The sequence below is a fragment of the Halobaculum limi genome, from assembly GCF_029490015.1.
GTDB lineage: Archaea > Halobacteriota > Halobacteria > Halobacteriales > Haloferacaceae > Halobaculum > Halobaculum limi.
The window spans coordinates 271,611-284,091 of record NZ_CP120469.1 but is presented as its reverse complement, the minus strand read 5'-3'; the positions used below and the strand labels follow the sequence as shown (position 1 = coordinate 284,091).

Genomic DNA, 12,481 nt, shown 5'->3' with positions numbered 1-12,481 from the left:
GTGGTACCTCACCCGGTCGGGTCGAGTGCGTCTCGAAGCGCGTCGGCGATCAGTTTGAACGCCAGCGTCGTCCCCGCGAGGGCGACGACGCCCGCGCCCGCGACCCACCACTGGTCGACGACGCCCGAGTCGACGCCGTTGGCGATGAGCGTCCCCCACGACGGCTGGTCGATGTCATTGAGGCCGAGGTACGCGATTGCCGCCTCCGTGAGCAGCAGGAGCGGAACCTGCTGGCCGAACGCCGTCACGACGCCGTGGGAGACGTTCGGGAGGACGTGTCTCCGGAGGCGGTACAGTCGAGTTCCGCCCAATCCTTCCGCCGCGCGGACGTATTCGGCCGAACGCCGCTGTTTCGTCTCCGCGCGGACGACCCGCGCGACGCCACCCCACGAGAACAGGCCGAAGACGAGTACGAGCATAAAGAGGCTCTTCTCGATGACCAACACGAGGACGACGTACGCGACGACCGCGGGGATGGTCTGTTGGACGTCGATGTACCTGTTGAGGACGGCATCGACCCGGCCGCCGTAGAACCCGGCGACTGCGCCGACGGCCGCGCCGACGGGGACGACGATGGCGGCGGTGATGACCGCGACGTACACCGCGAGACGCGCCCCGCTCACGAGGAGGGTGAGGACGCTGTACCCGAACGTGTCGGTGCCGAGTGGGAAGCGCAGCGACCCGAAACAGCGGTCGCCGCGCACCGCTCCGGCGCAGTCGGCGACGCTGTTGGCGTCGACCGAGAGGAACACCGGCGGTTGGCCGCCGAGGAGGAACCGCGACTGTGGCTCACCGATAGCCAGCGGCCCGACGACGCCGACGAGGAAGAACACGCCCAGTGCGACCAGCGAGGCGACGGCGTCGCGGTGCACCCGCAGGCGACCCCAGTAGCGGGCCGCGAGCGCCCGATTCGGGACGAGCCTCGTCGCGAGCGTGATCAACAGCCACAGCGACGCGAGAAACAGCCAGTCGGAACGCGTCGGATCCCACTCCCACGTCTCGACGAGATACACTCGGACGAACAAGAGATCGTAGGAGAACAGCCCCACCAGCGCGAGTCCCAGCGTCGCCATCACGAGCGTCGCGAGCGAGGGGCGACCGAACCTGGAAGACGTAGATGGCTCCGCACCGAACCCGCTCGTCGAAACGCTCCCGACGGCAGAGTCGTTGGCGCGGTCGTCAGCGCCGTACTCGAACCCGTTGACGATCCGGCGGGTGGACCGACCGCGAGCGAACCGCGCGAGCGACGCTCCCTGCTCGTCGGGTGCCTGCTGCGACCTGTCTCCGCTCCCGTCGTCGTCACCGCCTCCGGCAGCATCCGCGTCGGCGGGGTCGTCGGGAGCGGGAGCCATCGGCGGTGCTGTGTCGGCAGCCGACCTAAAGGCGACGGTGGCTACAGCCGCCACTTCAGCAAACGATTTACCCCGACGGCCTCCACGTCGACCGACGTGGTTCGACAGTCGACCGAGTTCCGACGGGGGTCTTCGCCGTGAGACTGCGGTGGGTCGCCGGTCGACTCGGTGGGGCAGTACTCACCGTCCTCGTGGCGTTGAGTGCGACGTTCCTCGTCGTCGCACTCGCGCCAAACACCGCCGTCGAGGGCGCAGTGGCGACGGCGTCGCTCGCCTCGCAAGGCGGCCTCAACGCCTCCGAACTGGAGTCGCTTCGACAGTCGTATCTGGAAGCCAGGGGCTTGAACCGCCCGTTGTGGGTGCGCTACCTCGGATATATGCGTGATATGCTGACGCTCCAGTGGGGCGTCTCGTTCACGCTCGGGGCGCCCGTCACGGCGCTCGTGGCCGACCGCCTCGAACGGACGCTCCGCTACGCACTTCCGGGCTTCCTCCTCGCGGTCGCCCTCGGCGTGAGCGGGGGCCTGTACTCGACCGCTCGCGACGGGACGCGAAGCGCCGCCGCCGTCCGGGTTGGGGGCTACCTCGCGTTCGGCGTCCCCAACTTCTGGCTCGCGGCGCTGTGTCTGTGGGCGGTGACGCTCCCCGGCATCGCCGACAGGGTCGGACAGGGCTGGTGGCTGACGAAACTCGTCGCGCCGGCGGTGCTGCTTGCGACGACGCTGTTCGCGAGCCAGTTGGCCTACACGCGCTCTGAGACGCGCGAGGTGGTCGGCGCGGACTTCGTCCGTTACCTCCACGCGAAGGGGCTGCCGGGGTGGCAGGTCGCCGTTCGCGTCCTCAAGAACGTCGTCGCGCCCGTGGCGGCGCTGTTCGTGACGGATCTACTCGCGGTGCTGGTGTTGACGGTGTACGTCCTCGAGTTCGCATTCGACATCCCCGGCCTCGGCCGCCTCTCGTATCACGCCGCCATCGAGCGCGATATGCCGCTGTTGCTGGGAACGGCCGTCGTCGTCGTCGTCATCGGCGTCGTCGGCAACGTCGCCAGCGACGTCGCGGCTGCTATCGCTGACCCTCGAACTCGTGAGGAGGTGGAGCAGTGACGCGGCGACTCCGCGATTCACCTGGCGAGTCGGACGAACGCGACCACTCGGGCCCGACGCGGCGACGACTCCTTCACACGCTCGCGGCCGGGTCAGCGCTGGCGACGGCGGGACTCGGTGGCTGTCTTGGTAGCGGTATCTCCGAGGCGACGGACCCGTGGCAGGAGGTTCGTCGGGGCGACCCGCCGGGACCGATCGTCGACGGCGTCGCGCGACTTCGTGCGGGCGAGTACGTCGCTATCCCGATTCGGTGGGCCGAGTCCGAGGGCTCCGGCCTCCTCTCCGGGCAACTGTCCGAACGGCTCTCGCTCCCGTTGGACGTGCACACGGTGGGTGCCGAGGCGTACGAGACGTACCGCGCGGGCGAGGGACTCGATGGCGTCTCCGCCGCCTCTGCGACGGGTGAACCCAGCGTGTCGTTTCGCGAGACGCGCCTCCCGCACGACGCGTACACGATGGTCGTCGACAACACTCGGTTCGGGGACGAACCACCGTACGACGAAATAACCGTCAGCGTCTCGCTGGAACTGCACCTGTAGCCGGTCGAAGTCAGTCGAAGCCAGCCGTGTTGCTCTCGTAGAGTCACTCCCCTCGCTCGTACAGTCGCTGCACCCGCCGCACGCCGTCGATATCGTCGACCACCCTGGCGACGGCGGCGGGAACCGACGCTCGCCAGGAATCGTCGCCGGCGGCCATCGCGTCTCTGAGACCGGTTCCGCTCACGCGTCGGGTCGCTTGCGTGGTTCGAACCGTGCGTCCGGCATCGCGCAGGCGGTCGGCTTTCACCTCGTGCCACGCTTCGAGGACGCGCAGGAAGTGCACTGCGTCGGCAGGGGCGTACGACTCCCACAACTCCGGTCTGTTGATCGGAAACGGCAGCACCCGAACCTGGACGCCGAGGTCGGCGGCGGCGAGTGCGTCAGTCACCATCCGATGGCGCTCGTAGTACCGAAACGGGTTGTTCCGGGGGTCGTCCCGGTCGGGGTCGGCGTCTTCTCGCCGGACGTGCGATGGGTCCGCGTTCGTGATGCCGACGAGCAACTCGTCGCACTCGCGTGCCGCCCACGTGCAGTACGCGAGGTGGCCGTCGTGAAACGGCTGAAACCGCCCGTGAACGTGGCCGACGACCCGCCCGTTCTCCGTGGTTGGCTCGGTCATCGCTCGTCCCTCTCGACACTCGCTGTCGGCCACCGGGCCGCCCCTTCGACGAACCGTGTCGCTCGCCCGCCGGTCGCGTCGACCAGGTTGGCGCCTCCGTCGCGGAGCGTTCCGATCTGCTGTGGATCACAGCCGTCGACGCCGCGCAGACGCTCGGCGACCGTCGACACCACCGCGGGCGTCGCGAACACCGCGAACGGTCCGTTCGTCTCCACCGTCGCGTCGGGCAACGGGATACGACTAGCGTCCGCGGTCTCGGCGAGTCCGTCGAGCACCGGAACCCTGTCGACGACGAGGCGACGGTCGCTGTCGGCGGCGATACGGCCGAGTCCGGCGATGCCCTCACCGGAGACGTCGGTGACGTGTGCGACGTGGCTCGCAGGGTCGAACGCCTCGCCGTCGCCGGGCAGCGCCGACGCCAACGCCTCGGCCACCGGGCGAGCGTCCGACAACAGACGCTGGCGACCCTGTTCACGCAATCGGTCGTCGTCGCTCTGGGCTCCAACTGCGTACGACGCTAACCCTCCGAAGGGGCGCGTCACCAGCACTGCACACTCGTCTGGAAGCGGCGACGTTGCCGATGGCGACGCGCCCGCGGCGGTCACGCTCGCGCCGAGAACCATCCCCGTGCCATCGTGGTCGACGACTGACGGCGACCGAACCGACACGTCGTCTGGGAGTCCGGCCGCGAACCACTCGCGGACGCGACCGGGCGTCGGGGCCGCAGACGGCGGCGCGGCGACGAGCGGTCTAACTGCTCGATCGGCGGTCGCCCCGCGCGTGTACACGTCGTTGAGCGCGTTCAGGCCGGCGACGCGAGCCTGTTCTGCTGGATCGAGGCCCGGAAACGCGTGGACTGCGTCGACGTTTGCGGCGTGGTTCGCGGCGTCCGGGTCGCCGTCTGCGGACTCGTCGCCGCTGAGCGGAGCCAGGCGTTCGACGACCACGACGCCGCCCGTCGCCGACGGGAGTTGGATCGCGTGGCCTTTCCCGATTCGAAGCGGTCGGCCGTCGAAGGAGGCGTACACGCGACTCAGTGCTTGCCCGAGTCGCTCCGCATCGGCGTAGCCGTCTCCGAGCAACGCACACGCGACAGCGACGGACGCTGTCTCGGTGTCGCCAGGCGACTTCGGGACGGGTGGCTCAGGCATCGCCGTATGGATCTCGCCGTCGGCGTCGAACCGGACCACGTCCACGTAACTGGTGTACTCGGTCGCCCTCGGAAGCAACGCGGCGTCTGCATCGGGCCCGAGCGTGACGCTGGTGTCTCGGAGTCGGGTTCGGATGCGGTCGCGGGCCGGGATCACCACGCGGGCGAGCGGCGTCTTGCCGGCACAGCCACAGCGAAGCACGTCGGCGGTCGCCGCGGGGTCGACGCGACTGTCGTCGGTGTTGCGCATCATCGCTTTGGCCACAGCGGGGTCACGTCGTCTGTCGGATAGTCGTGAACTGCGGGCGTTCGTCGCAGTCCGTCGAGCAGTACGCGGTCGGCGGCGGCCCGCGCGACTCGGAGCAGATCCGACCCACGAACGCCCCGGAGGCCACCCGTCGCCGCGGGACGCTCGCCTGTGGCGTCGACGCCGTCGACGCGCGTCCCCTCCGACACGAGCGTCACCGGAACGGGTTCGCCCGAGTGAACCACGTCCTCTGTGCTCGGCGTCGTGTGGTCTGCGGTGACGACGGTGACGAGTTCCGGGTCTTCGAGCGCCCGGTCCACTACGTCGCCCAGCGAGGCGTCGATAGCCTCCAGTTCTGCGCACTTCTCACGGGGGCCGGCCGCGTGTGACACCTCGTCCGGTTCGGGGTAGTGGACGTGGACGAACTCGTGGTCCGCGAGCGCTGACAGCGCCGCCGTCGCACGGTCGTCGTAGTCCGCGGGCGGGTCGACGTGCGCCATCTCGAGCGTGTGCGCGAGGCCCGTCAACACTGGCTTTGGGGTCAGACTCACCCCGTCGAGCCCAGTTCGCGCAGCGAACGGGTCGACCGATACCGGTGCGGCCGCCCACTTCGAGAGAACCACGTCTGCAGGCCCATCCGTCGCCGACAGCGCCGAGCGTGTTCCCCTGGTGTACGTCCGGAGTGCGTCGGCGGTCGCCTGTGCGGCCGGTCGGTCGGTTGCATCGTGGGTGGGTTCCGGTGCGACGACTGGCAATCCCTCGGCGAACGGATCGACGTCAGTCACGTCTGGGGACACCACCGTGTCCGCAGTAATCGAGACGATACCCCGGTTCTTCCACGTGTACTCGAAGGAGACGTGACAGCCGTCGACGACGGGCACGTCGACGCCGTCGACACCGGGAATCCCGGCGAGGTCGGCGAAGTTGGCCGCATCGTCGGCGAGGTGGCGGTCTGCCACGGTCGAGCCATCTTCGCCGAGCGACGCGAACGACGCCGAACAGACGACGCTCCCCAGCGTCGGATCGATGCCAAATCCGCGTGCTTCGAGGACGCCTCTGCCGGGGAGTTCGACCGGGTCGTAGCCGAACAGTCGCGCGTGCGCAAGGTCACTCGACAGCGGAACGCCTGGGTCGGCGACGTGCATCGTCCCGTTGATGCCGGCGGTCGCGAGTCTATCGAGATTCGGCGTCTCGGCGGCCTCGAGTGGCGTCTCTCCGTCGAGTTCCGGCGCTGGACGGTCGGCGGCGCCGTCGAGCACCACCAACAGGATGTCTCGGTCGCGTCCTCGCATCAGGGCAACCCGAGCGTCTTCGCGATTGTTCGCTTTTGCACCTCCGTCGACCCCGCCGGAATCTTGAGGTTGCGGGCGACGCGGAACACGCGTTCGACGCCACCCGCACGCATCAGGCCGTAGCCGCCCAGCACCTGTATCGCACGGTCGGACCAGTCGAACAGGCGGTCCTCGGGGTAGTACTTCAGCATCGACAGGCGCCGTCGCGCCGCTGCCGACTGGTCGAGGGACTCCAGCGTCGTCATCGCGTCGTACTCCGCGAGCATCGTCGTCGCCATATTCCGAACCGCGTGAATCTCCGTCGCCGTCTCGACGATGGGCCACTGGACCGCCTGGTTCGACCCGATGGGTTCGCCGAACGTCTCGCGGTCCTTCGCGTAGGTGAGCATCTGATCGAGGAGGTATCTCCCCAATCCGACGCACATTCCCGGGCGACACGCTCGCCGCCAGTTCACCCAGGTCAGCGCCAGTGGTAGGCCATCGCCAACTTCTCCGATCATCTGGTCGCCGTCGACGCGGCAATCTCGGAGGTGCAGGTCAGAGGTGATGCCGTCCATCATCAGGTTCAGGTTCATCGATCCGACCTCGAACCCGGGATTGTCGGTATCGACGAGGAACATCGCCATCGACTCGGACGGCCCGCCGTCGGCGTCGGGCACCCGGGCGAGAATCTGTGCGGTGTCTGCGAACGGGCCGTTCGTGATGTAGCGTTTGTCACCGTCGAGTACCCAGCCGTCGCCGTCGCGTTCGGCGATCGTCTCGATGGCAGTCACGTCCGACCCTGCACCGGGTTCGGTGATGCCGATGCACGCCGTCTCCTCACCTGAGACGAGTGGGTCGAGCCACTCGCGGCGCTGGGACTCGTCGAGGTGGAGCAGCATCGGCGACGGCCCCTCCGTCCACGCCATCATCGCCCGCGCGAGTCCGGACCCGTGTCCGGTGCCGTAGCGGAATACGGCTTCCTGCACGTAGAAGTGTTCGCGTTGGGAGAGCCCGCCCCCGCCAACCTCCTCGGGCATATGGAGCGCGTACAGTCCCGCGTTCGCACTCCGCTGCCGGATAGTGTCCCGAAGCGCCATCGCTTCGGGCGTCATCCGGCCGTTCTCATCGAGGTACGCGAGGGGCCCGCCGACGTGGTCGGCGTGTTCCGCCTCGAACGAGCGGACGTCGTCCTCGATGAACGAGACGACGCGGTCGACGACCGGACGGACGTCGTCGGGGACGGCGAACTCGTCCACGAGTGCGTCGTCTTCGGGGAGTGTTGACATACCGTACAGGTGTCCCGAGCGATCATTAAGTGTTCTGTCGCTGACCGTCGGATACAGCAGTCACACCGAGACGCGACGTGACTGTCATCCGCTCAACAGTGCGAGGGCACCACCCGCGAGGAGCAACCCCGCGCCCACGACGAGGGCAGCGCTAGCGGTGCGCTCTGAGACCACGTCCTCGCGCACGAGTAAGAGTCCAGTCGTTCCGACGAGGAACCCAGCCACGACAACCGCAGCACCCACTGGTGAGACCCCAGCGAACGGTCCAGCCGGTGTCGGTGTCGCGTGACCGGGGTGCGCAACGGCGACCGCCGGAAGCGCCGCCAGCGAGAGCAGCATCGCAGCCAACCAGTCGAGGCGGCGACTCATTGGCGTACGTTGGTGGCGCGATCGATAACACGCTTTCGACCGCTTACCAGCGTTCTCCGACTCTCCGATCACTACGCTCGCCGAACGCCCCAACGCGATCAGAGATGACAACTGCACTATACTTATTATCGCGTGGTGACGATTGTCTGGTATGTTCGACGACCGAACCGACGCGGGTAGACAACTCGCGGATCTACTCACGGAATGCGGGGTCGAGGGGGACGTCGTCCTCGGCGTCCCTCGCGGTGGGTTACCGGTCGCTCGGATCGTCGCAGACCGACTCGACGTGCCTCTCGACATCGTCTCCGCCCGGAAACTGGGGGCTCCGTGGAACTCCGAACTGGCGATCGGTGCTGTCGCGGGCGATGGCAGCGTCTGGTTGAACGAGCAGTTGATCAGCGAGGCGGGCATCGACGACGAGTACATCGAGGAGGTACGGACGACCGAACGGCAGGCGGCACAAGAGCGCCTGGACCGCTATCGAGAGGACCGCGACGCCGTCGACCTCACAGACCAGCGGGTAGTTATCGTCGACGACGGCATCGCCACTGGAGCCACGATGATCGCGTGCGTCAGACAGGTACGGGCCGCCGGTGCGAGTTCGGTCGTCGTCGCCGTTCCGGTCGCACCGCCCGAGACGGTGACGACGCTCTTGGCTGAAGCCGACGACGTCGTGTGCGTCGAGACGCCCGACTACTTCGGCGCAGTGGGTCGCTTCTACCGCTCGTTCGGCCAAGTGAGCGACGACGAGGCGCGGACGTACCTCCGGTAGCGACCGACACACATAGCCAATCACTAGCGGGGGAGTCGCCCCATCACAGCGTATCTACAACAGACGATATGTACAGGTACTGTCGGCGCGTCTCTACCGGCGTACGTGACCCGGTGACGATCGAACCCCGGGAAACGCAACCAATGTTCGAGTGTGAGGACGTCTATCGGGCCGTGAACGACGAGGAGGCAGACCCTCGGATGACCGAAGCGACGATCAGGGGGTTCCCGCGTACGACGGACCTGGGAACGTTGGTCCTCGTCGGTGTTGTCCACGACCATCCCGCGAGCGTCGCTCGCGTCGCTACGCTCCTCGACCGATTCACACCCGAGACGCTCGCGCTCGAACTCCCGCCGCTGTCGATCCCGCTGTTCCGGCAGTACGCACACGACGAGTACACGCCCCCGTGTCTCGGCGGCGAGATGAGCGCCGCCATCCAGTCGGTCGAGTCTGGTGCCGTGGTCGGCATCGACGCTCCGAACCGTCGATACGTGCGCGAACTGTTGCGCACACTGGGCGGCGACGACGAAGCACGGGCCGTGACGCGACCCGTACTCAGAGACCTCGGCCGAAGCGTACTCCACGCGATCACGTGTCGACTAGGCGCGGTCGTCGCCGCGTCGACGCCGCTCACCCCGCGTCTCTATCGACACATTCCGTATCGGGTGTCGATGCTCGATCCTCCTGACGAACAGGCGGCACACGAACGGTCCCACGTCGCACAGTTCGACGCGTTCGTCGGGTCTGTCGACACACCGCCGGAGACGGCGCTCGTCGACCGAATTCGGGAGGCGGTGATGGCAGAACGGATCGAGCGACTCCGTCGTGATGGTGACGTAGTGTGCGTCGTCGGAATGAGCCACCTCGATGCGCTTGAACGCCGACTCCGCTCATCGGAGGAACGAGACACCGTATGAAGGGTAGGACAGTCGATGGTCGAGCACTATGCCAACACAGAACACATCATATCGGAATGACGCTTCGGAGGGCGACCGAGGCGATCCAACGCTATGACCGATTCCAGACAAACTGACGACGGGCGAAAGCGAGTGGTGACGACAGAGGGGAACCCACTCGGGTGGGCCGTCCGCGATAGCGACGGTGATCTGTACGTCGAACCCGATGCGGGCGTGTTCCGTGGCTGTGATTCGTGGCTCTCGCCGTCGTGGGACGAGACGGCGACCTACAGACTCGACGAAGACGCAGTCGTCGGCGTGGGGCACTCGACAATCGTTCTCGGCGGTACGTCCACCCGCGAGACGGGTGAACACGACGCCGACGAGGTCCGGGAGTCGGAGAGTGAATCACGTTCGACCGATCGGAAAAATGCAGAGGTCAATCCGTAGGCAATACGTACTCAGATATTTCGCTTCAGCGTGACGACGTCAGTGATGTCGTCTACCTTCGTCGTTCGGAGTTCGTAGGTGTCTTGGCCGTCTTCCGCCCAACCGAGTCGTCGTCGGACGCTCTGTGACAGGTCCATCGACGGCTTGACGTGTGCAGTCGCGCCGGACGCTTGTTCGAGCGTCCCAATTTCGTCGCCGTCTGCCGTTACAACGCGTTTCCCCTCGTCCTCGGGTTTGAAATTTCGTGTCATGACTCTCAACGTGTGGATACTCCACGGTCGACGGACCACACCCATCTATTGCACGCCGATTCCCACTGTGCGGCCCTGACTCACATTTCACGAGGCCATCACATCAAGACTGACATTCGATATCGAACCTGTTCAAATACGGCTACCGACGCAGGCCCACACTGCCGCCAACAGGGCTACTTCTCCGAACTACGTTCTTGCCCGTCGCTTCCGTCTCGAATGTCGTGAGCGTCAGTGCGAGTGTCGCAGTTGCCCCCGCTGATTTCCTGCTAGCCCGTGCGCTAACGACCGACGGATCTGCACGCATCGTCGCGGCGTGTGTCGTCCCCGTGGCAGACGATCCGCTCCCGTATCTCCGGGTGTCGAGCGACGACCTCGCTCTCCTGGTCGATCTGATCGCGGCGGATCCGGTTGTCTCCCACGTCGAGGTTATCCACCGAGGGAAATCCGAGTGGGAACTGGCTATCGACTGGACGGGTGCGTTCGACGGATTGCTCGCGGTCCTGCGCGACACGGACGGGGCGTGTACGGAGGCGGTCGCCACCGGAAAGATGTGGTATCTCCAACTCAGATTCCGCTCGCGCGAACGGCTCTCGACGTGGTATCGCCGCTGTTCAGAACGGGGTATCAGGGTGGACGTCGAGCGAATCGTCGAGTCCGACGCCGGAGAGCGACTGCCAGATGGGTCGCAAGCAGCGATGACGGAGGCGCAACGAGAGGCGCTTACGACTGCACTTGCAGCAGGGTACTTCTCCGTCCCTCGCGGTGCCACCTTAGAGGAGGTCGCAGTGGAACTTGGCATCTCTGACACGGCGACCTCACAGCGCATCCGGCGCGGGATCCGAAACCTGCTCGACGAATCGCTCGGCCCCGAGGGCCGTCCGTTCGACGTGACGAATAGCTGAAGACGGTCGCGTTGTGGGTGGCTGGTGTTCGTAACGAACGAGACGGATTCCGATGCGCGAGCGTCGGCGACGGGGTTTATTCGTCTTGCTGACAATAGTCTAGGTGATGACGACGACTATCGAACTCAGCGACGACCTCGTGGAACGGATCGATGGCCACCTCGAGGAAGACGAGACGAGAGAGGAGTTCATCCAAGAACTCGTCGCGATCTTTGAGCAGGAGGGTCGATTCCTCCAAGAGGGCGCGTAATCGGCGTCGCTGCGGTTCGGATCGAGCGTTTCACCGGTCCCAGCGTAGGCTGACGGGACATCCCCGAACGGTGCTTTGCGCGAGTAGCGAGGGCGCTAATAACCGAGGAGACGTGTCACCGCGAACAGAACGCGGCATACGGTAGCGTTCGCTAGTAGATAGAGACTGATGGAGACATCACCCGGTCGTTTCTGTATCAGCTATATTCAATATAGCACTATAACGTTTACAAAGTGCGCTACACGCAGAAAAAAGCCGAATTCACGCGCTATGGCGTCTCTAGAAGGCGAATAAAAATCTCACTATCCACTATTGCTTAATGCACTAAGCCAAAGTGGAATTTGGCACCAGTCCGCTGTCGGGTGAGCGACACCGATAGTCCGGAGAAAATCAGGGGTTCACAGTTGATTCAGCCATTCAGTTCACGGGTTTGAACTATCGTCACTCCAGTTGGTTAAATTCGCCACGCCGTTCCCGTTGCTTGACATCCTCCCGCGCCTGAAGACGCGGGAATCCCACGGCACCGTGCCGCTGAGTTGGGATATTACGGTTCGCGGTTCACAACCTGTTCTCGTGGGGCGAAAACACCCTCACTACGGTCGAACAGGTGAACCGCTGGCTGTGCCAACCAGAAGGAACTGGAGCAAGCGTTGGATATCGACGACAGCACCCTCCACTACCACCTCAACAAACTCGTTGACGTCGGGCTCTTCGAGAAGCGTCAGCGAACCGAACGCAACGAAGACGGGCTTCATGCATACTACTGCGCGACCGTCTTCGGCAAGGTGACGCTCACTCAGGGCGTCGACCAACTGATCCGTGGCGAGCAACAGTTTGATGCGATATATAACAGTTCGGTTGACCAGTAGCGCTACGCTCCGTCTTCGTCCGGTGATGTTCTCTCAGGGTCTTTCTCGCGCATTTGTATGCACTCTCCACCATCAGCGGTGAGGAAGACGCCGTCGTCCAACAAAGACCCGACAGCGCTGAGAAATCCACTATTGTCTGCACCTAAGTA

At 65.6% G+C, this 12,481-nt stretch carries 14 protein-coding genes and 2 pseudogenes; 8 read left to right on the top strand and 8 right to left on the bottom strand.

Features of this window, described 5'->3' with window-relative positions; translation table 11 throughout:
- Window positions 1-8: 8 nt before the first annotated feature.
- Complete coding sequence (locus P0D77_RS16990; RefSeq protein WP_277555908.1) at window positions 9-1,352, bottom strand: ABC transporter permease; 1,344 nt, start codon at window positions 1,350-1,352, stop codon at window positions 9-11.
- Window positions 1,353-1,489: 137 nt separating this feature from the next.
- Here P0D77_RS16990 and P0D77_RS16985 point away from each other — a divergent pair, with 137 nt between their 5' ends.
- The gene (locus tag P0D77_RS16985) at window positions 1,490-2,455 is read left to right on the top strand and encodes an ABC transporter permease (RefSeq protein ID WP_277555907.1); all 966 of its coding nucleotides are present in this window, start codon (window positions 1,490-1,492) and stop codon (window positions 2,453-2,455) included.
- Window positions 2,452-2,994, top strand: a complete 543-nt coding sequence (locus P0D77_RS16980; protein WP_277555906.1) for a hypothetical protein — start codon at window positions 2,452-2,454, stop codon at window positions 2,992-2,994. The genes P0D77_RS16985 and P0D77_RS16980 overlap by 4 nt, the downstream gene beginning before the upstream one ends.
- A 43-nt stretch (window positions 2,995-3,037) precedes the next feature.
- Here the strand turns inward: P0D77_RS16980 and P0D77_RS16975 are convergent, their stop codons facing one another.
- The 5 genes from P0D77_RS16975 to P0D77_RS16955 form a co-directional block, all read right to left on the bottom strand.
- Complete coding sequence (locus tag P0D77_RS16975) at window positions 3,038-3,613, bottom strand: adenylyltransferase/cytidyltransferase family protein (RefSeq protein ID WP_277555905.1); 576 nt, start codon at window positions 3,611-3,613, stop codon at window positions 3,038-3,040.
- A complete protein-coding gene (locus P0D77_RS16970) occupies window positions 3,610-5,028 on the bottom strand; it encodes a hypothetical protein (RefSeq protein WP_277555904.1) in 1,419 nt (472 codons plus the stop codon). Before P0D77_RS16970 ends, P0D77_RS16975 begins: the two co-directional genes overlap by 4 nt.
- Window positions 5,013-6,302: an alkaline phosphatase family protein gene (locus tag P0D77_RS16965; protein WP_277555903.1), complete on the bottom strand. Its 1,290-nt coding sequence runs from the start codon at window positions 6,300-6,302 to the stop codon at window positions 5,013-5,015. Before P0D77_RS16965 ends, P0D77_RS16970 begins: the two co-directional genes overlap by 16 nt.
- Entirely contained in the window at window positions 6,302-7,570 is a 1,269-nt protein-coding gene (locus P0D77_RS16960) for an acyl-CoA dehydrogenase family protein (protein ID WP_277555902.1), read from the bottom strand. The genes P0D77_RS16965 and P0D77_RS16960 overlap by 1 nt, the downstream gene beginning before the upstream one ends.
- 84 nt (window positions 7,571-7,654) lie before the next feature.
- Window positions 7,655-7,939 carry a hypothetical protein gene (locus tag P0D77_RS16955; RefSeq protein ID WP_277555901.1) on the bottom strand — a complete coding sequence of 95 codons (285 nt, stop codon included), beginning with the start codon at window positions 7,937-7,939 and terminating at the stop codon, window positions 7,655-7,657.
- A gap of 151 nt (window positions 7,940-8,090) precedes the next feature.
- Between P0D77_RS16955 and P0D77_RS16950 the strand changes: the two genes are divergently transcribed.
- The 3 genes from P0D77_RS16950 (at window position 8,091) to P0D77_RS16940 (ending at window position 10,057) form a co-directional block, all read left to right on the top strand.
- Entirely contained in the window at window positions 8,091-8,711 is a 621-nt protein-coding gene (locus P0D77_RS16950; protein WP_277555900.1) for a phosphoribosyltransferase, read from the top strand.
- Window positions 8,712-8,854: 143 nt separating this feature from the next.
- A complete protein-coding gene (locus P0D77_RS16945; protein ID WP_277555899.1) occupies window positions 8,855-9,628 on the top strand; it encodes a TraB/GumN family protein in 774 nt (257 codons plus the stop codon).
- Window positions 9,629-9,721: 93 nt separating this feature from the next.
- Window positions 9,722-10,057, top strand: a complete 336-nt coding sequence (locus tag P0D77_RS16940; protein ID WP_277555898.1) for a DUF8593 domain-containing protein — start codon at window positions 9,722-9,724, stop codon at window positions 10,055-10,057.
- Window positions 10,058-10,068: 11 nt separating this feature from the next.
- Here P0D77_RS16940 and P0D77_RS16935 read toward each other — a convergent pair whose 3' ends face one another.
- Window positions 10,069-10,308 carry a DUF8593 domain-containing protein gene (locus P0D77_RS16935; protein ID WP_277555897.1) on the bottom strand — a complete coding sequence of 80 codons (240 nt, stop codon included), beginning with the start codon at window positions 10,306-10,308 and terminating at the stop codon, window positions 10,069-10,071.
- Between the two features lie 224 nt (window positions 10,309-10,532).
- On the opposite strand from P0D77_RS16935, the gene P0D77_RS16930 reads away from it, so the two are divergent.
- Window positions 10,533-11,213: a helix-turn-helix domain-containing protein gene (locus tag P0D77_RS16930; RefSeq protein WP_277555896.1), complete on the top strand. Its 681-nt coding sequence runs from the start codon at window positions 10,533-10,535 to the stop codon at window positions 11,211-11,213.
- Window positions 11,214-11,319: 106 nt separating this feature from the next.
- Complete coding sequence (locus P0D77_RS16925) at window positions 11,320-11,463, top strand: DUF7557 family protein (RefSeq protein ID WP_277555895.1); 144 nt, start codon at window positions 11,320-11,322, stop codon at window positions 11,461-11,463.
- 544 nt (window positions 11,464-12,007) lie between these two features.
- Here the strand turns inward: P0D77_RS16925 and P0D77_RS16920 are convergent.
- Window positions 12,008-12,094 (bottom strand): annotated as a pseudogene (locus P0D77_RS16920) (transposase); the annotation flags it as partial.
- On the opposite strand from P0D77_RS16920, the pseudogene P0D77_RS16915 reads away from it, so the two are divergent.
- A pseudogene (locus P0D77_RS16915) lies at window positions 12,090-12,332 on the top strand (winged helix-turn-helix domain-containing protein); the annotation flags it as partial. The pseudogenes P0D77_RS16920 and P0D77_RS16915 sit on opposite strands and share 5 nt — an antisense overlap.
- Window positions 12,333-12,481 lie beyond the last annotated feature (149 nt).